Here is a 17,757-nt window from a genome sequence, read left to right as displayed (position 1 = left end):
TGCAGTACGTGTGGAACTCGCCAAGCTTCTAGCAACCGAAATAGCTTGGGGCACTTGATAAGCACGTCCAATAACAGTGTTTCAAGCTGAGTGTGCGTGGGACGGATATGGGACGGAGTGCTGCTACCCGTCCCATGCGGGAATATCTCGGGTGGCCATGGGAGCGTGAGGGAGGGGTAGCCTTCCGAATGACCACCTTCACCGAGGTGCTCACGCCCCCGGCCGACGGGCCGGGGGCGCCACGGTGAAGACCCCTCGGTGAAGGGCGGACCCTGTGGATGACCGCGACGACGACCTCGGAACGCGCATCAAGCGACTGCGCGGACGCCTGATCTCCCAACGGACCCTGTCGGAGCGCTCCGGGGTGAGCATCGACGTGATCCGGAAACTTGAGCAGGGCAGAAGGCATACCGCGTCGGTCGCCACGCTGCAACGCCTTGCGCGCGTCCTCGACGTCGGTGTCGGCGACCTTCTCGGCAAGCGCGCCACCATGCCGTCAGCGGTCCCCAACGCGGGCGTCGTCGCCATGCGGGAGGCACTGACCCCGACCTCGGACGTGCTCAACGGTGGCGGCGACCACGGCGACCCGCTCACCGCGCAGGAGGCCGAACGCACCGTCACCAGCCTGTGGGGTGCCTACTGGAGCGGCCGGTATGCCGTGCTCGCCGAACTACTGCCGGGCGCCCTTGCCCAACTGCGGACCACCCTCGGGGCGGTCGACGCGAGCGACCATGCACGGGCAGCCCGCGCGCTGGCGATGGGCTACCAGCTCGCCGGGGACACCCTCGCCCACCTCGGGCACCCGGACGCCGCTTGGATCGGCGTCCGGTCCGGGCTGGCCGCCGCGGAGCAGGCCGGGGACGACCTGCTCGCCGCCGCAATCCGGATTTCGGGATCGTGGCAACTGCTCAAGGTCGGGCGCTACGAGGACTCCGAGCACGTCGCGGTGACCACGGCGCAGGACATCGTCCTCGACGGTGCGGCGTCGGACTCGGCGCTCGCCGCCTACGGCACGCTCACGCTCACCGCGGCCACGGCCGCCGCCCGGTCCGGCCGCGGGGACACCGCACGGACGATGCTCGAGGAGGCGTCGGCGACCGCCCGGCGTCTCGGCTACGACAGGTCGGACCACCAGACCACGTTCGGCCCAACCAAGGTCGCCATGATGACCACGGACATCGCGGTGGTGCAGGAGGACTACGCGGGCGCCCTGGCCGCCGCACGCACCCTCGACCCGGCCGCGCCCCTGCCACCGGTGAACAGAGCGAGACACCTCGCCGACGTCGCGATGTCCCACCTCCGGCTGGGACGCGGAGACCGGGCGCTACAGGCCCTCCTCGCCGCCGAACGGCTAGGTCCGGAGTGGATTCGGTTCCAGCGGTTCCCGAGGCAAATCGCCGCGGAGCTGGTAGCCACGGAGCGGCGCCTAACCGGTCCACTTCGTGCGTTCGGCGACCGCATCGGGGTGCACGCGGGGTAGGGCACCCTGCCCTACCGCCGATCGTGTAGTGGGGCGGTGCGCCCTACCTCGATTAGTCGTCGAGTTCCTAGCGTCACTTCCCGAACAAGGAGGTGACCAGGATGTTCGTACTGATCATGCTCGGTATCGCCGCGGTGCTGGCCATCGCTAACGTCTTCGTGGGACCGGTGATGGACCGGTGAGCGGCTCCCGCACGCTGCTGCGACTGTGGGACACCATGCCCGCACCGCGTGTGCCAGACCCGCCGCTGTACCGGGTCCGGTGCCCGCAGGCACGGTGCGAGTCGATGTGCTTCGGCCCCACCCCGCAAGCCGCGGGCGACTCGATGGCGAACCACCTCGCCCAAGTGCACGAGCTGTCCAGGGTTCGGGGGGTGCTCACATGAGCGTGCTGCTCGCGGACCCGCACGTGGTCCGGCTTGCCGCCCCTCGACCGGGCACCCCGAAATGGACGTGGGTACCACGGGTCGATGACCACGGCGTGGACCAGCTCGACGGGGTGCGGATCTGGTCGGACTACGTTGCCGACGCCGTGCGCATCCGCAGCGAAACGGACTGCTTCGGCACGCGTACCGACCCGGACGGCGGCGTGCTCTGGCACCGGGCGGGCACCCTCGCCGAACTCGTCGACGGCCTGCTTGAGCTACCCGCCCCGGGCACGCACGGGGCGCCCGCGCTGGTGATCGGGCGGGCGCCGACGCTGTGGACTCCCGGGCAGGGGGCGGGCCGGTGAGCCACACCGAGGAGGACGCCCGCGCGTCGACCGCGCTGCGGGTGGTCGCCACCCGGGCGACGTTCGTCGGCGACGCGATCGACGCCGGGGCGCCGGTGACCGCGAGCCAGCTCAACCACCTGGTCGAGGCGCTCGCGCAGGCGACGGACCTTGCCCGCGCGCTGAGCATCCGACGCTTCCCACCGGTTAGCGGTTGACCAGTCGCCACCAATGTCCGAAACTCGCGTGTGCCTCGGCCGTCCACCCGGCACACTCCAAGATCCCCGCATCCACGAGGGGAACCGCGGCCCGGCTCGCCCAGACCCTGCGAGCCGGGCCGCTGGCCGTGCACGGTCAGGTGATGCGCGCGGCGCTGGCGAGGACCATGTGCCCGCGGATGAGCGGGTGCAGGCCGTCGACGGAGAGCAGGTCGGCCTGCATCACGGCGACGTTCGCGGGGTCGCGGACTGCGGCGTCGAGGTCGATCACGCCGTCGAGCGCGAACAGGGTGCCCGAGCCCAACACCCCGTTGAACTCGCGCCGCACGTCCTCTTCGGAGCCCGCGAGCGCGGCCGGGGGGATGGTGCACCCGACGACCCGGGGGATGCCCATCCCGCGCAGGACGTCGACCACCGCGGCGTAGTCGTCGAGGATGTCGCCAACGTCGCGCCCGATCTGGCAGTCGTTGGCGACCATCGTGCCGATGATCGCTAGGTCGGGCACGGTGGTCGTCAAGTCCACGCGGGTGTAGATCCGGCCGTCCGGGTTGGTCCAGTCGGTCAGGCTTGAGCCGTTCGCCGCGAGGTTGATCACCTGACGACCCGCTCGCCGCGTCGCCGCGGACAGCCAGGCGTCGGGCGGGTCGGCGAGCGCGCGGATGCCCGCGGCCGGGTTGCCCGCGGTGTACCCGGAGTCTCCGGATGCGCCGACCCCCACCACGATGAGGTCGGCGCCCGGGTCCGCCGGGCCCTCCATCTGCACGCGCAAGTCACCGAGCCCACCGGCGAAGGCGTACCCGTCCGCAGGCGCCACCACCCCGGCCTGGTTAGCGGCCGTGGGCGTGGCCACGACCGCGCCGAAGCAGTCGGACACGACTACCCCCGCCCCGCCCGAACCGGGGATGAGCCCGAGGCTCACCACGAACGGCTTGCCCGCGGTGATCTCGCCCGCGTTGGTGATCCACGGGGTGACGAGGTCGGCTGTCGGCCCGGCGGTCGGCACCGCACCGCCACCGGCGTACACCTGTACCGGCGGTGCCGCGAAGTTGCCCAACCACTTCCCGCGGTAGTTGGGGTCATCGAACGCAGGGGTGCCGACGTACGCCGTGGCCAGGGTGAGCGGGGTGCCCGCGTAGACGCCGGACTGGCTGTCGACGTTGGCGTAGAGCAGGCGGTACCGAGTCGGCGTGATCGCGCTGTCCTGCATCATGCGGGCGGTGACCTGGTAGGCGCCGCTGGCCAAAGCGGCGAGCGGCGGTCTGTTGGGGCTGCCGAACGTGAGCGTCGACCGCCGGATCACCTGGACCAGCGCGGTGTCGACCTCGACGTTGCCGTTGATGTCCGGCCGCACACCGTTGACCGAACCGACTACCCTGGACCAGTCGGGGGTGACCTGGACCGGGGCCACAGTGGACAGGTTCACGGTGGCCCCGGTGGGGACCTCGATGTGGTACGGGTCGGCGTAGGTCCCGTTGAGCGACTCGTGAACCTCGTACACCCACGGCGGGCCCATCGCCGGGTCGTCGGTGGCGGCGACGAGCTGCGGGGGGATCACCCCGGCGACCACGGTCAGGGTGACCGGAGACGCCGGGATGATCGCGCCGTGCCCGGTGACCTTGCGCACCGGGATGAGGGTCACGGTTCCGGTGCCCATCCGCCCGGCGGCGTTGGCCACGGGACCGGAGTAGACGGTTCCGCTCGGAACGCCGTCGGGCAGGGGCATCGGCTCTTCCTCTCTACTTGCGGGTCGGGGTCACGGCGCCGGTGAGCGACGCCGTGCCGGTCGGCACGACGGCCTCACCGGCGATGGACAGCAGCACCGACAGCAGCCCGGCCATGCCCGCCACCGACAGGCCCGCGGCCCAATCGGTGTCGAGCACGCCCGTGCTGTCGGCGACGAGCGCCGCGGCCCACGCCTGCGCCACGGTGCGCACGGCCCGCTCGGCGGCGTCCTTCCAGAACGTCTTGGTCCACATCGGTCGGTCACTTCTCCATTCGGTTGTGGTTCTCGTCGGCCACGGCCCGCGCGATGGCGGCCGTGTCGACGACGGCCTTGACCTGCATCCCGGCGGCGACCAGCTCGGCGGCGAGCTTGGCGTAGTCGATGCCCACGGCCGACTTGACCGCGGCCTCGACGGCGGCCAGGCGCTCGACGAGGTACTGCCCGTCCGCGCTGTCGAGCAGGGGGACCGGCATCCACCAGCCCGCGCCGGACGGGTCGCGGGTGCCGATGCCCTTGTCGGTCTCGCTGGTGGCGATCAGCTTGCCGCCGCGGTTCGGGGACTCCCACAGGCCCCACCGCTGCCGGGTGATGCCCATGACCCGGTTGCGGGTCTCGCGGAGCGCCGCGTCCTGCGCCTTGTCCATGTCCTCTGCTCCGTCCTGCTCGTCGGCGACCGCTCGTCGGAAGCCGTTCATGTCGATGCCGTCGGGGTCGGGCTTGCGGCCCGGGGCGTACTCCTTGTGCCCGCACACCGCGACGGCCGGGTTCCAGCCGTAGTGCTTGCACAGGGCGGCCGTCCCGCGCACGAGCGCGTCGAGCTGCGCCGCGGGCCAGGGCTCGCCGATGGTGTGGTCGGTCTCGACCCCGGCCGTGTCCTCGTTCCCGCGGTCGGCGCGGGCCACGCCCCACCCGGTGCCGAGTCCGGCGTGCGGCATCCGCCCGGCCGCGATCAGGTGCCACGTCCCCGCGGTGTCTACCCAGAGCTGCGCGCCGTTGTTGGCGGGGTTGGCCATGAACGCGGGCACGCCCGGCGAAGGGCCGACGGTGGACGCATCGTGGTGGATCATCAGGCCCCGCGGGGCGAAGCTGCCGGACCGGGCGCGGGTCGCCCATCCCGGGTACTCGACGACGGCCAGGCCCGCCGCGCGCAGCACGTCGGCGGCATCTGCCAAGGGGAGCGCCATCGTGGTCACCTCCTGCTGTTGAGGGTGGGGAGCGGCAGAGGTTCGCCGCTCGCGGGTGGGGTGGGCGTCGAGGCGGTGGCCACGCAGGCGACGCCCGGTTGCGTGGTGCCGTCCGGGTTGGTGACCACGGCCGGGCGCTGCTCGTAGCCGTCCGGGCAGGCGGGCCCCGGCGCCCCGTCGGTGCCGCGGCACTGCGCGGGCTCGGCCAGGCAGGGCGGGGACTGCCCGGGTTCGCCCGCGGCGCCGGGCGGACCCGGCTCACCTGGGCTACCCGGCTCACCCTGCTGGCCCCGCTCGCCCTGGGGGCCGGGGTCGCCCGGCTCGCCGGGGTCGCCCTTGGCGCCGGGCCCGCCCTGCGGACCAGCGGGCCCGGCGGGCCCGGCCGGGCCGGGGTTGCCCTGCTGTCCCTGGGGACCGGGGTCGCCGGGGTTGCCGGGCTGGACCACCGGCACCCCGCCGAGTTCGCGCACCTGCTCGGCGAGCCGCCGCGCGTCGGTGGTGGCGCCGTCGGCGCGCTCGACCAGCTCGGTGATGGTGCGGTCCTGGTCGCCGTCGCGCGCCCTGGTGCTCGACGACAGGTCGAGCACCGCCCACCCCGCCACGGCCAGGCCCACGACGAGGGCGGCGAGCGCGATCCACACGAGCCGGTGGCCGCGCCCGTAGCGCAGCTTCCCGGGGGTCTCGGCGTGCAGCCGGTCGGCGGTCTCGTCAGCGGTCACGGCGGCGGCCCCCCTTGCTGATCGCGCAGCTTGCGCGCGATGGCTTCCAGCTCCTCCGGATCGAGCTGCCCGTCTGCGGCAGCGTCGACCAAATCCCGGACCACGGTCGGAGCGGCCTGCTCGCGCTCGCGGCGGGACGTGCGGACCGTGGTCCACACCAGCACGAACGCGGACGCGCCAGCGGTGAGCAGTCCCCCGATGGCGACGAGCAGCGCGGCGATGTCATCCACCCGGCCCCCTGTCGGCCCGGTCCTGGTGCCCGTCCATCACGCCTCACCTTCCACATTGGACTTGACGGGTTGGTCTTTTCAGCTCGCAAGGGTGCCCACCTTGCCCGCGGCGCCGACGTCGTAGACCTCGACCCCGACCGGGTTCGCCAGCCCGGTGCCGCCGCCCTGGATCTGCACGGTGCCGCCGGTGGTGAACACGGACACCACCCACAGCGCCGACTCTGCACCGGCGGTCTCATAGGTCGCGGAGAACTCCAGGGTGTAGCCGGTGCCGACGTTGCAGGTGTGCACGTACTCCCGCCGCTGCTCACCCGCGAGGTTGGTTTTCCGGATGCGGAAGATGGCGGTAGTCGTCGTGCTGGCGACGAGCTTCACCCGTGCCCGGATCTCGTAGCGCCGGTTCGCGGCCATGGCCACCGCGGCCCCGGTGGTGAGGTTGGTGATCAGCGTTTCCGAGGTGCCGATCGCGGCGCCCAGGTTGTTCGAGCCCGTGATGGCGCGGCCACCCTGGATGCCCCGGGCGTACCCGGCCTCGACCGTGTCGAGCCGGGAGTCCGCCCCCGCCTCCACGGTGTGGAGCATGGTGTCCACGGCGACCGCCAGCGCACCCACCTGGTTGGGGCCGTGCGGCGGGTCCTCGGTACCGGGGTAGGGGAACCCGTAGTTCGCGGTGGTCAGCATGGGAAGCCTCCTCTCTAGAACGGTTGGACGACGAGTTCGCGCTCGACATACTCGGCACTTCCGGACACACCAAGGGATGTCTTGTAGCGCAGGCTGAACCGGTTGTATCCCTCGTTCAGCCCGTCAGCGGCGGTGAGGGTCACGACCCGGGTGGCGCCGACGTGGACCGTGCCCGCGTCGGCCGCGCCCCACCCGGCGGCGAGTGAACGTCCTTCGGTCGGGCCGATGGATGATGCGCCGGACACCTCGACCCCGACGAACCCGATGCAGTCGAACGCGGAGATGAGCGCGGTGATGTCGACCTTGCACCGCCGCGAAGATCCAATGTAGACGTCGACCCACGGGCCCCCGAGATCCTCGTAGGTGTCCGACGTGCTGTAGACCCCGGCGGGGTCGCGCGCCGACACGATCCCGAGGGCGCGCTGCTCGACACCGGGCACGTCGATCCGGCCCCACACGGCATACGTGGTCTGGTACCGGGTGAGGGCCACCACGTCACCCTGCCGAATCAGACCGCCCTCACTGCCCAGCAGCGACAGCAGGTTGACGAAGTCGGCGCCGTGGATGCGGATGGTGTTCGTTCCGGCGATCGCGTCCCAGGCAACCACCACGCCCTGGTGGAATCCGATCGGCTCGGTACGCGGCGCCCCACTCTCGCCGGGTGCGCCCCAGGAGGGCGGCAGGTACACCTCGTCAGCCATCAGCTTGACCTCGTCTGCACTCGGGTGGTGGCGGGCATCGGCGCGTTCGCCGACAGCGGGATGCGGAACTTGTCGAGCACGTGCACCTCGGGCTGTTCCCGGTCGGAGTAGGACACGGCCACGGCGTCGAGCGGCTCCAGCGCCGGGTTCGGTATGGCCGTGAACGACACGGCGTAGGGGGCGCCGCGACCGCGGTCGAGCATGGCCTGAGCCGCGGCCACGCATTGCGCGTCGGTGGTGAGGAACGAGCTGCTGTAGAACTCGGGCTCCTGCCCGAAGGGGCCGAACCAGTAGGTGGGCGAGGTGGGGTCGAGGTCGTAGGCCGAACCGATCGAGGGAACCGCGTCCCCGGCCTGCTCGCCGACGGCCACGACCGCGTTGCGCACGCCCATGCGGGTCAGGGATCGCGACATCCGCACGAGCACACCGCCGCGCCCGTGCTTGACCGTCCACACCGGCACCGTTGGATCGGGGGCGCTCTCCATCCGGAACACGCCGTCGTAGTCGAAGAACATCACCTTGCCCCGTGACTGCGCGAGGTCGAGGAGGAAGGCGTACCGCTCGCGCTCGATGATGTGGGAGCTGCCGAACGACGAGCTGCCCGCGGCGAAGTCGAAGTTCACGGGCACGGTGGGGTAGACCTCACCGACGAGCGTGGTCACCGCGGCGGCGACCGTGGTCGAGGCCGCGAACTGGCGCGGGCCCAGCACCCGCGACTCGATGATCCCGGCCATGCGGTCCCGGCCGCTGATCCGGATGAGCCCGTTCGGCGCCTCGTCTTGGTCGACGGTCTCAATGCGGAAGTACCCGAGGCTGACCCACTCGCGGACGCGGTCGCCGTAGATGAGGCCGCGCTCGACGAACAGTTCATGCGCGCCGTACGGGGTCAGCAGGTCGGTGCTCGTCGAGGGCCAGGGCGCCGACGTGATCAGCTCCAGCGACGCGCGCACCTCGGCGGTCGCGTCGTACTCGACGTCCCCGTCGACGACCGGGATTTCGACCCCGGTCGGGTTGGTGCCGGTCTGGCCCTTGGCGACCAGGCGGGCGCGGGCGACCATCGTGTGTGACCCGGTGAGGGTGTCGAGGAACCGGGCGCTGACCGGGCGCATCAGGGCACCACCACGTCGGCCGGGGTGCCGATGCGGTCGGCGACATCGCCCCACGTCGGCTCGGCGGCGATGAGGTCGGCCCAGGTGGCGAAGGTGTTGATGATCCCCTGCCACGTCACGGTGGTGGGAACCATCGTGCTCGCGGGCGGGGCGACCTCGGTCAGCGGCAGGTCGAGGTAGCGGCGCACCGATCGGCGGGCCGGGGGACGGCCCATCTTGGTGTCGCCGACGACCGCGTACATCCCGGGGAACCGACAGCCCGCGGGGACGTGCAAGAGGATCGGCTCGCCCGCGGCGAGGCACCCGTCGAGGTCGGCGGCCTGCCCGAGATCCGGCACGGTCACGGTCAGGGTGTAGCGGCGCGAGCCGCGCAGGTCGGTGACGGCGACCGGGGTCGGGGAGCCGATGATGTCGAACACCCCACTGCGGGCCGGGCGCTCGACATCCGACCAGTCGATCACGGTCAGCGGCCGGTTCAGGTAGGGGCGCAACGGGTTCTTCAACCACGGCCGGTCCATCGCGGGCACCACCGTGGCGGTCTCCTGCGTCACGTAGGGCGCGACCGCGAACCGGATGGTCACCGACTTGCTCACCGCCGCGGCACCACCGGTCACGGTGATGGTCTGCGCGGGGATGGTGCCGCCACCGAAGTACGTTTGCCGCCACATCGTGAGGGTCTGTGGGCTCGTCCCGGTGGTGGAACTGTGCGCCACCACGGTGAAGTCCGGCAGGTTCGAACTGGTCGACGCTGCCGCCTTCCACCCGATCCGCAGGACCATCGCCGCACGGGGGAGGAAGTGCGCGTTCACCGGGATGTCCTGCGCCGACGGGTTGACCTGGTAGGACCACGAGTCGTCCACCGCGTTGCGCAACGCCACGATGCGGGCCATGGTGTCCTCGCCCGCCGCACCGCCGGTGAAGGCGACCGTCGGCGCGGCGAGCCCGGTGGTGTAGCGGCGGGTGAAGATCCGGAAGTTCCCGCCGTCGGTCCGCAGAGTCCACCCGGTCGGCGTGCTCACCGAGGCCGACGTGTTGCGGTGCGCGGCGACGAGCACCAGGTGGTCACCCGCCAGCGCGCCGGACGGGATGCCCGGTGTCACCGTCGCGTTGTTGCCTGTCTCCACGGCACCGATGGCCGACAGCGACGACATCGCGCTGTCGACGTAGGAGGCCCGGTAAATGTTGGTGACTCCCGGGTCGAACTCGTAGTCGTCGATGACGCACGTCCCGCCGGGCCCCAGGGCGACCGCGTCCCCGCCGCGCACGGTGGCCCAGGTGATGCCGTCGGCCGACCGCTCGATCTTGGCGAAGTCCGCCGCGGCCGGGGCGCCAGCGCAGGAGACACGCACTCGGGACAGGTCGTCGATGTAGGTAGCGGTGACGCTCACCATGCACCCCCCGGGGCCATCGCGGCACGGCGGGAACCGGACCGCCGCGCCCTCTCGATCCGTGCGTCGACCAGCTCGACGAACTGCCCGAGTCCGAGGTAGACGTGCGTCTCGCCGCCACCCCCGCCTAGTAGCGCCTCGGTGTCGCGGTGCGGGGTCACCTGCGCGCCCGCGGGCAGGGACACCAGTTCGCGTCCGCGCTCGCCGACCGTGACCAGACCCCCGGCCGTCACCGTGCCACCACGGGCAAGCCCCGGGATGTACGGGATGTACGGGATGCTCACGCCCGGCATCACGTTGAGGCCGCTGATTCCCTTGTTGGCTAACCAAATGAGCTTGTTGAGCATGTCGACGCAGAAGTTCACCGCGGTGCGGAACCCGCTCTTGATGCCCTCGCCGATGTTGCGGCCGATCTCGGCCACGCGCGACACCGCCCCGGACAGCGTGGAGATGAGCCCGTTCCACTTGTCCCGCACGCTGTCGACCACCTCGCCGACGACGAGCTTGATGCCCATCCACAGGAACCGGAAGAAATCGCGGAAGCCCTCGCTCTTGGCCCACAGGGACGCGAACGCCAGCACGAGCAGGCCGATCGCGGCGACGACCAGCCCGATGGGGTTCGCGGCGAGTGCGACGTTCAGCAGCCACACGGCGCCGGTCACGATGCCCAGCACGACCGCCAGGGGTGCGAGCCAGTCGGTGTTCCGCTCCACCCATCCGGCGATCTTCTCCAGCCCGGGTGCGAGGAACTCGATCAAGGGCACGAGCAGTTCGGACACGGACGTGGTGACCTTGGCAAAGAGTGTCGCAAGTGGACCGATCAGGGGGCTCACGGCGTTCAGGGCGGGCCCGAGCACGTCGGACACGGCCGCGCCGATCTCGCCCATCGCCCGGCCGATGTCGCCGAGCATCTGCTGACCCTGCGCGCTGTTGATGAAGGCGTTGAGCTGGTCGAGCACGGGGCCGAGGACACCGCCGACGCTCGCGCCACCGGAGGTCAACCCACGGAACACCCCGGTCGCAATGCCCGCGACGTCGGCCAGCATGTCACCGATTCCGGCCAGCGCATCCTTACCGGCCTGGAACCGGGCGGCCAGCTCGCCGCTGTCCTTCATCGCCCTGATCCAGTCGGCGAAGCGCTGCGCCGCGGCGCCCGCCCCGGTGCCGATACCGGAGATGCCCGGCGCGGCCACCGACACGAGGTCGAAGAACGCCTGAGTCAGCGGGGCGACCGCGGCGCGGAGGTTGCCCAGCATCCGGCCCGTGCCGCTGGTGACGGTGTTCAGGACCGACATGTTGCGCGGGAGAGCAGCGGTCTTCGCCGCGTCGGTGGCCATGCCGCCGATCTGCGTCACGATGCCCTGCATCGGGCCCTTGAGCTTGGTCAAGATGAACGATGCCTTGTCGACCGCCGGGTTCAGCGCCTTCTCGAACGAGGCGGATACGGCGTCCTTGACCGGGGCGATGGACGCGGTGAACCGCTCACCGGCGCGCGCCGCGCCCTCGGCCCCGAGCTTGACCGCCCCGAGGATCGTGGCGTAACCGGCGAGCGCGGCCGGGGCGGCGAGCAGCGCGCCGGACGCCGCGGCCAGCCCGGACCCGGCACCGGCGAGCCCGCTGACCGCCGACCCCACCGCGGACACCTTGGCCGCCAGCGCCGCGGAGCCCTTGAGCGCGCGGCCGAACCCGGCCTGGATGCGGTCCTGCATCCGCTCGACCGCGTTGCCCGCTTCCCGCGTGGTGACGACGAGCCCGCGGGCCTCGCCGGTGAAGCGGATGCGGACCATCCGCTGACCGTCCGCCATGTCGTCAGCCCCTCCCGAACGCGGCGAGGACGCGGTCAGCGGCGGCGGTCCACTCGCGGCCGATCATCGCGGACTCGCTCTCGACGAGCGGGAAGAACCAGTAGCCGACGGTGCCGTTGTGCGGCCGGTGTTGCTGGCTCGTCGAGCGCGCGTACCGGGCGCCCGCGTACCAGCCCGATCGGGCGTTCGCGCCGAACTCGGAGATGAACAGCAATTGCCAGGCGGGCGCCTTGTTCCGGCCGACCCTGCGGGCCCCGCCGACCTGCACCGCGGGCACCCGGTCGCGCACCGGCTTGACCGTCGGCGCCAACAGGGCGGCCTGCGGGGAGTCGCTCGTCGCGGCAAGGCGGGCCTTCGCCGCGACGAGGTCGGCGAGCTTGAGCGACGCGGCGCGCAGCTCGTTCGCGGCGTCCTTGGGCAAGCCGCGGAACCGGGCGAGGGTCTCGCGCAAGCCCTCGATCTCGACCTTGAGCGTGAGGGTGGTCTTCCCCATCGCCTGACACCTCCCCTGCACAGTGGGCTATCCGCTGTACTGCGGGCCTCCCGGCCCCGGGGTGGTGCTGTGCTTGCTACCGCGCTTGGCGGCTTCCTCCGTCTCGCGGAGCAGTTCCCACGCGGTCGCCCGCGTCCGGTCGTCCCACTCCAGCACCTCCGCCAGCGGCTGCTGTGCGGACAGGGCCAGGGCGATCGCGTCCCGGGTCAGGCTCCCGCGTGGGTAGGGTCCGCCGAGTCGGACTCCTCGTCGTCCTCCTCCATGATGTCCAGGTCGGCCGAAGCCTCGAACTCGTCTCGGGTGCCGCTGAACTTCCCGCTGCGCGAGGCCGCCCGGTGCGCGAGGTTGTAGAGGTGCGTGAAGCTCATGTTCTCCTGCAACTTGGCGAACGTCATGCCCTTGGTCACCCGCTCCCAGGCCATGATGTCGCGCGAGGTGATGTGCAGGTTGTAGGGCTCGCCCTCGTCGGGCACCACGTGCAGGTCGATCACAGGGAGATCACTCCTCGGGTGATGTTGGTGACTGCGGAGTAGTCCACATAGGCCCGACCGGCGTCGGGGCTGCCGACGGGCTGCCGGTAGGCGGACATGGTCAGGGGGATCATCCGGAACCCGGACGCGGGCACGGACACCGCGCGCTCGGCGAGGGCCAGGTCCTCGACACCGCCGGGGGTCTGCACGGTGACCGTGATCGGGGAACCGCTCCCGTTGGCCACGTAGAGGAAGCAACGGCCGACGTCGACCACGTCCCCGTCGACCCCGGGCGCGGTGAGCGTGGGCCCGAACCCGGTCAGCGGCATGGGTTGGGTGACCTGCGACGTGCGCGCCATCAGCCGATCCTCTCCATCTCGTTGAGGGTGACGATCTGCATCGTCACCTCGGTGGTCTCGGTGGCGCGTGCCTCGCCCCCGGCCGGGCCGGGCTTGACGATGAGCGTGCCGCTCCAGCGGACGTGCTCGCCGGTGATCTCCGGGTGGTGGTCGAGCTGGAAATCCACGACGCGCCCGCGGTTGGCCCAGAGGTAGGAGTCGATGCCCGCCGACCGGAAGTCCGAGAAGAACTTGAGCTCAAGGCTCGGGTCGTCGTCGGTCTCCTCGATGAACGTCCCGTCCGGGCACTGGGTGTACTGGCGCTCGCCGTCCTCGATGCCGGGGTCGAGCTTCCAGCTCTGCACCTGGCACTCGTAGGCGACGCTCTCCAGGGTGAACTGGATCATCTTGATGCGGCGCTGGTGCACGGTCATAGCCCAACCTCCACGGTCAGCAGGTACGCGGGGAGGTCCCCGTGGTACACGTCCGGTGTCGCCTCGACGACGGTCGCCGCGGCGTGCTCGTCGAGGGCCAGGGCGACCGCGGGCACGAGGTCCCACAGCCGGTACAGCGCGCGGTCGTCGAGGGTCACGACGAGCCACACCGGGAACGTCGCCGACGTCGGCGCGAGGTCGGGCGCCTGCGTTTCCCACCGCAGGCGCGGCGGGCCGATCAGCACCGCGGGCGGGTCGGGCACCGCGCCCGCCTCGGTGTAGACCCGGACGCCGGGCACCTGGCGCAGCGCGGCGGCCAGCTCCTCCGCGGCCTTCTGGATGGAGCCCATCAGCCCACCACCGGCCGCGCGTGCCGCCCGAGCCTGAGCAGCCGGTCGATGTCCGGATCGAACGATGCAACCCGGGCGCTGCCCAGCTCACCCATCGACACGAGCCCGTCCGGGCTGTTGCGCCGGTGATTCAACCGGCGGGCGAGCATCATCGTGCCGAGCTTGATGTCCGCGGTCGGCGCGGGCAGCAGCGACACCTCGACGTCGGCGAAGTTGTACCGGCCGCGGTGGATGCGCTCCACGAAGGTGCGCGCCGCGGCCAGAGCGCGAGTCAGCCGCTCATCATCGCCCGGCCGCTCGCCCGCGTCCGCGCCGTCGAGCTTCAGCTCGTTCTTCAGCTCGGCCAGCGTGACCCATTCCGCCACCGGTGCTCACCTCCCCCGGGTGTGCTCGGGCTCGGGCACCGGACCGTCCACGGTCGGCACCATCCACACGGGCCGCCTGCGCCGCGGGGTGGCCGCCAGCACGGCGGGCGCGGGAAGCTCGTCGGCGAGCAGCTCCTCGACGGGCAGCTCCTCGGCGAGCTGCCCGGCCGTCTCGGCCAAGGCGTCCGGCGACTCGACGCCCTCGGACTCCAGGCGCGCGATGATGTCCTCGCGCGACATGGCGTCCCACGACTCGACCGGGGAACCGGTGACCGCTGTGGCGTAGCTGCGCCACGCGGTGACGCTCGACCCCGGGCCGCTCGTCGGCGGCCTGTTCGGCAGGCTGTCCATGATCAGGCCGCCTCGTCGTAGATGAACTTGCGCACGCCGTCGGTCCGGGTGCAGGCGAACGCCTTGTAGCCCCAGATGCCGATGTCGACGAACGCGAGCCGGTACTCGAAGTCGAGCCGCTGCGGCATCGACGCCCAGCCGTGGACGTCCTCGCGGTTGAACAGGTAGCTGTCGTTCGGCGCGGCCGGGGTGTAGGGCAGTGCCCACGCGGGATGACCGGCGAGCCCGGCGATGTTCAGCGACCCGAACAGCGCGCCCATCGAGCCGTCCGCGTTCTGCGGGCCGACGACCGGGAACATCGAGCGGCCGGTCTCGTCGGTCGCCTCGGCGAGCGCGGTGTAGAGCCCGGCCTCCAGCACGAAGTCCCTGAACCTGAACCCGCCGCGCACGAAGTGCAGACCGGCCATGGCCGCCTTGACCTCGCGGGCAAGCGCGGCATCGACGACACCCGCGGTCAGGGTGAACGCCGTGACGGTCAGCGCCTCCAGCAGCGCCGCGGCGCCCTGTTCGAGCGCCTCGTCGTAGGCGCGGACCATCTGCCGCCACAAGATCGTGGAGAGCTGCGGGTTGCCGCCCTGGTCCCACGCCTCGCGGGTCACCTCCACCTTCCCGGACACCGCCGACGGGGTGATGGTCTGCGACGTGGTGGTCAGCGCACCCGGCGTCGGCTCGACCCCCTCCGTGTGGTTGCCGACCAGCCCGGAGGCCGCGTTGAACTTGGGCAACACGAACGGAGTGTTGTCCTCGATCACACCCTTGCGCATCGCGTCCCAGATGGGCGTGGGGTACTGGAGCTGATCCACGTACAGGTCGGGGCGCTGGCGGGTCGGGTTCAGCGTCGCGACGTTGGCCGTGGTCACCGCGAAGTTGTTGCGCGCCGCACCGAAGTTGTTGCGCACCCACTCTTCGGCGCGCTGCTTGGCCTCGTAGTCGTTGTTCTTGTGCGCGGCGATGAGGTCGGAGGAGAAGTCGTGCTTGCCGCGGGTGCCGTCGAACCGGTACAGCGGCTCCTCGGTCACCTGGAACGCGGCCGTGCGGCGGGTCGGGTCGACCGCGGCCGGGCCCTCGCCGCTCTGCTGCACCTCGACCAGGCGGCCGATGGCGTCGGCGAACGCGCCGGTCTGGTTGGTGAACGCCTCGACCGCCGCGGTGAACGCCGCGGTCGTCGTCTCGCCGCCCGGCGCGGCGGCCGGGCTCTCCTGCGGGGTGGCCTTCTGCGCCTGGGTCACGGGCTTTTCCTTCCTGGTACGGGATGCTGCGACGCCGGTCACCCGGGCGTCGTCGAAAGCGGGGGCGGCCGTGATGGCACAGCCGACCAGGCGCGCGCTCGAGACGAGCCGCACCATGTCGTCGTCCGGGTCGCGGGCCCAGCTCGACCCGTCCTCCTCGAACTCGACCTCCACGGAGAACCCGTCGAGGACCTTGTCCTCGGCGAGCGAGAGCACCTCGTCACCGGCCGGGCCGCGCGCCACCTTGAACGAGCCGGTGAGCCCCTGTTCCGTCGAGGACAACTCGGCGGCGTAGGCGACCGCGGTGTGTCGGTCGTGCTCGCGGTTGAGCTTGACCCTCGACGTCTCCGACCACGTCAACGAGTTCGGCGAGAACCGCCACTTCGCGAAACCGCTCCTGGCGACCTTGTTCCACGGGAGCATCAGGCCGGACACGGTCCGGGTCGCCCGGTCCACTCGGAACTGTGCGGACTCGGTGGAGAGCGCGAACGTGATGCGGGTCGTCGTGTCGTCCTCGTCGCTGAACTGCGCGCCGGGTCGGGACATGGCAGCCTCCTTCGGCTGTGGGGTCGGCTGTGGCCGCGGCCGGGGCGCCGGGCGCCCCTCAACGGGGATCGCGGGAAGGCGCTCCTCCTGCCGCACCTCGGGCACGGAGATGGCCTGATTCCGCAGGCCGATTTCGTAGGTCTGCCACCGAGTCAACGGGTCCGCGCGCAGGTAGTCGTCAAGGTCCCACTCGACGAGCTGCCCGCGGCGGGAGACGTCGTTCATGCTGAGCCGGTCGGTGATCGCGCGCATATACATCGACAGCACGTCGTTGATGCGGTCCCTGCGCCGGTCGACCGCGTTGGTGTAGGTCCGCGAGGTGGTCGACACCTGGAGGTCTTCGGCGTCGAGCCCGAGTGTGTTGGCCAGGTCGATCGTGGTTTGCTTCTGGAGTTCGGCGAGTTGCAGGTCCGCGGGGGACGGCGTGCTCACGGTGTGGTACTGCAACGCGGCCGGGACGTAGCCGGTGGTGCGCGCCCGCCGGGCCTCCTGCCACCCGTCGAGGATCTCCCGTATCTCGTCGTCGTTGGCGGGATCGGCGCCCTCCACCGGCGCGAAATAATCGGTGGGCCGCGGGTCCTGCGCGTACATGATCGCGGCCTGCTCCAGCAGCAGCGCGCGCCGGATCGTACGCGCCGCAGTCACCCTGAGCGGCGGGTTTGGAGAGTCGAACCGGATCATGTCCCGGGCGGGGACCTCTTCGCCGCTGACCCACACCACGCCGTCGGACTGCGTGCCGGACGGCAGGGTGTTCTGCCGACGCCACGAGTCCGCGGGCGGGTTCAACGACACCGTGTCGACGTCGAGGTGCTGCGCGTAGCGCGGCCAACCGTTCGCGTCCCGCTCGGTCACACGCCACCACGACACGGAGTCGAACAGGAGGTCCTCGACGGTCTGCGCGAGCGTGACCACGTTGGGCACGTTCCGGTCGATCTGCCCCAGCAGCGCCGACGCCACCACGACCTGGTCGCGGCTACGGGTCACCAGGGGGAGCGTGGCGATCGCGCAGAAGAGGTTCCGACCCCGCAACACCGCGGGCACGCTCAGGGCGAGATCCCGCCGCACCGGCGCAGACGACAGGGTGGCGCTCGCCGCCTGAATGAGGCTGTCGACCGGCGTCGTCAAGTCCGAGGAGAAGGTGACGACCGGTTCCGCGGCGCGCGCCATCACCGCATCAGACGGCAGCCCTAGCAGCCTTCGGAACCAACCCACACCGCAGAGAGTATCAGGAG

General features: G+C 71.4%; 21 protein-coding genes. 3 read left to right on the top strand and 18 right to left on the bottom strand.

Annotated features, from left to right (window positions below; all coding sequences use genetic code 11):
• The first annotated feature begins 274 nt into the window (after window positions 1-274).
• The 3 genes from DFQ13_RS32735 to DFQ13_RS32720 all read left to right on the top strand — a co-directional run bounded on the left by DFQ13_RS32735 (window position 275) and on the right by DFQ13_RS32720 (window position 2,409).
• A complete protein-coding gene (locus DFQ13_RS32735) occupies window positions 275-1,480 on the top strand; it encodes a helix-turn-helix domain-containing protein (RefSeq protein WP_110082621.1) in 1,206 nt (401 codons plus the stop codon).
• A 381-nt stretch (window positions 1,481-1,861) separates the two neighbouring features.
• A complete protein-coding gene (locus DFQ13_RS32725; RefSeq protein ID WP_146241441.1) occupies window positions 1,862-2,212 on the top strand; it encodes a hypothetical protein in 351 nt (116 codons plus the stop codon).
• Window positions 2,209-2,409: a hypothetical protein gene (locus DFQ13_RS32720; RefSeq protein WP_146241440.1), complete on the top strand. Its 201-nt coding sequence runs from the start codon at window positions 2,209-2,211 to the stop codon at window positions 2,407-2,409. The genes DFQ13_RS32725 and DFQ13_RS32720 overlap by 4 nt, the downstream gene beginning before the upstream one ends.
• A 136-nt stretch (window positions 2,410-2,545) precedes the next feature.
• On the opposite strand, the gene DFQ13_RS32715 is transcribed toward DFQ13_RS32720, so the two are convergent.
• The 18 genes from DFQ13_RS32715 to DFQ13_RS32635 all read right to left on the bottom strand — a co-directional run bounded on the left by DFQ13_RS32715 (window position 2,546) and on the right by DFQ13_RS32635 (window position 17,692).
• Window positions 2,546-4,132 carry an SGNH/GDSL hydrolase family protein gene (locus DFQ13_RS32715; RefSeq protein WP_110082617.1) on the bottom strand — a complete coding sequence of 529 codons (1,587 nt, stop codon included), beginning with the start codon at window positions 4,130-4,132 and terminating at the stop codon, window positions 2,546-2,548.
• A gap of 13 nt (window positions 4,133-4,145) precedes the next feature.
• The gene (locus DFQ13_RS32710; protein ID WP_110082616.1) at window positions 4,146-4,385 is read right to left on the bottom strand and encodes a holin; all 240 of its coding nucleotides are present in this window, start codon (window positions 4,383-4,385) and stop codon (window positions 4,146-4,148) included.
• 7 nt (window positions 4,386-4,392) lie between these two features.
• Window positions 4,393-5,316, bottom strand: coding sequence for a peptidoglycan recognition protein family protein (locus DFQ13_RS32705; RefSeq protein ID WP_110082615.1), 924 nt, complete (start codon window positions 5,314-5,316; stop codon window positions 4,393-4,395).
• Window positions 5,317-5,321: 5 nt separating this feature from the next.
• Complete coding sequence (locus DFQ13_RS32700) at window positions 5,322-6,035, bottom strand: collagen-like domain-containing protein (RefSeq protein WP_181400262.1); 714 nt, start codon at window positions 6,033-6,035, stop codon at window positions 5,322-5,324.
• Window positions 6,032-6,265 (bottom strand): hypothetical protein, encoded by a 234-nt coding sequence (locus DFQ13_RS32695; protein WP_110082614.1) that lies wholly within the window; start codon window positions 6,263-6,265, stop codon window positions 6,032-6,034. Before DFQ13_RS32695 ends, DFQ13_RS32700 begins: the two co-directional genes overlap by 4 nt.
• 78 nt (window positions 6,266-6,343) lie before the next feature.
• Entirely contained in the window at window positions 6,344-6,946 is a 603-nt protein-coding gene (locus DFQ13_RS32690) for a hypothetical protein (RefSeq protein WP_110082613.1), read from the bottom strand.
• 14 nt (window positions 6,947-6,960) lie between these two features.
• The gene (locus tag DFQ13_RS32685) at window positions 6,961-7,647 is read right to left on the bottom strand and encodes a hypothetical protein (RefSeq protein WP_110082612.1); all 687 of its coding nucleotides are present in this window, start codon (window positions 7,645-7,647) and stop codon (window positions 6,961-6,963) included.
• On the bottom strand, window positions 7,647-8,756 hold the full coding sequence (locus DFQ13_RS32680) for a DUF5047 domain-containing protein (RefSeq protein ID WP_110082611.1): 1,110 nt from the start codon (window positions 8,754-8,756) through the stop codon (window positions 7,647-7,649). Before DFQ13_RS32680 ends, DFQ13_RS32685 begins: the two co-directional genes overlap by 1 nt.
• Window positions 8,756-10,144 (bottom strand): hypothetical protein, encoded by a 1,389-nt coding sequence (locus DFQ13_RS32675; RefSeq protein ID WP_110082610.1) that lies wholly within the window; start codon window positions 10,142-10,144, stop codon window positions 8,756-8,758. The genes DFQ13_RS32680 and DFQ13_RS32675 overlap by 1 nt, the downstream gene beginning before the upstream one ends.
• A complete protein-coding gene (locus tag DFQ13_RS32670; protein WP_110082609.1) occupies window positions 10,141-11,949 on the bottom strand; it encodes a phage tail tape measure protein in 1,809 nt (602 codons plus the stop codon). The genes DFQ13_RS32675 and DFQ13_RS32670 overlap by 4 nt, the downstream gene beginning before the upstream one ends.
• 4 nt (window positions 11,950-11,953) lie before the next feature.
• Complete coding sequence (locus tag DFQ13_RS32665; protein WP_110082608.1) at window positions 11,954-12,442, bottom strand: hypothetical protein; 489 nt, start codon at window positions 12,440-12,442, stop codon at window positions 11,954-11,956.
• A gap of 206 nt (window positions 12,443-12,648) precedes the next feature.
• Entirely contained in the window at window positions 12,649-12,933 is a 285-nt protein-coding gene (locus DFQ13_RS32660; RefSeq protein ID WP_110082607.1) for a hypothetical protein, read from the bottom strand.
• Complete coding sequence (locus tag DFQ13_RS32655; protein ID WP_110082606.1) at window positions 12,930-13,271, bottom strand: hypothetical protein; 342 nt, start codon at window positions 13,269-13,271, stop codon at window positions 12,930-12,932. The genes DFQ13_RS32660 and DFQ13_RS32655 overlap by 4 nt, the downstream gene beginning before the upstream one ends.
• The gene (locus tag DFQ13_RS33420) at window positions 13,271-13,684 is read right to left on the bottom strand and encodes a hypothetical protein (RefSeq protein ID WP_146241439.1); all 414 of its coding nucleotides are present in this window, start codon (window positions 13,682-13,684) and stop codon (window positions 13,271-13,273) included. The genes DFQ13_RS32655 and DFQ13_RS33420 overlap by 1 nt, the downstream gene beginning before the upstream one ends.
• Complete coding sequence (locus DFQ13_RS33415) at window positions 13,681-14,034, bottom strand: hypothetical protein (RefSeq protein ID WP_146241438.1); 354 nt, start codon at window positions 14,032-14,034, stop codon at window positions 13,681-13,683. Before DFQ13_RS33415 ends, DFQ13_RS33420 begins: the two co-directional genes overlap by 4 nt.
• Window positions 14,034-14,399 (bottom strand): head-tail connector protein, encoded by a 366-nt coding sequence (locus DFQ13_RS32645; protein ID WP_110082604.1) that lies wholly within the window; start codon window positions 14,397-14,399, stop codon window positions 14,034-14,036. Before DFQ13_RS32645 ends, DFQ13_RS33415 begins: the two co-directional genes overlap by 1 nt.
• A gap of 6 nt (window positions 14,400-14,405) precedes the next feature.
• Complete coding sequence (locus tag DFQ13_RS32640) at window positions 14,406-14,750, bottom strand: hypothetical protein (protein WP_110082603.1); 345 nt, start codon at window positions 14,748-14,750, stop codon at window positions 14,406-14,408.
• A 2-nt stretch (window positions 14,751-14,752) separates the two neighbouring features.
• Complete coding sequence (locus tag DFQ13_RS32635; RefSeq protein WP_181400261.1) at window positions 14,753-17,692, bottom strand: phage portal protein; 2,940 nt, start codon at window positions 17,690-17,692, stop codon at window positions 14,753-14,755.
• Between the last annotated feature and the right edge of the window lie 65 nt (window positions 17,693-17,757).

Origin of the sequence: Actinokineospora spheciospongiae (assembly GCF_003182415.1) — a bacterium.
Lineage (GTDB): Bacteria > Actinomycetota > Actinomycetes > Mycobacteriales > Pseudonocardiaceae > Actinokineospora > Actinokineospora spheciospongiae.
This window is presented reverse-complemented; position numbering and strand designations above follow the sequence as displayed.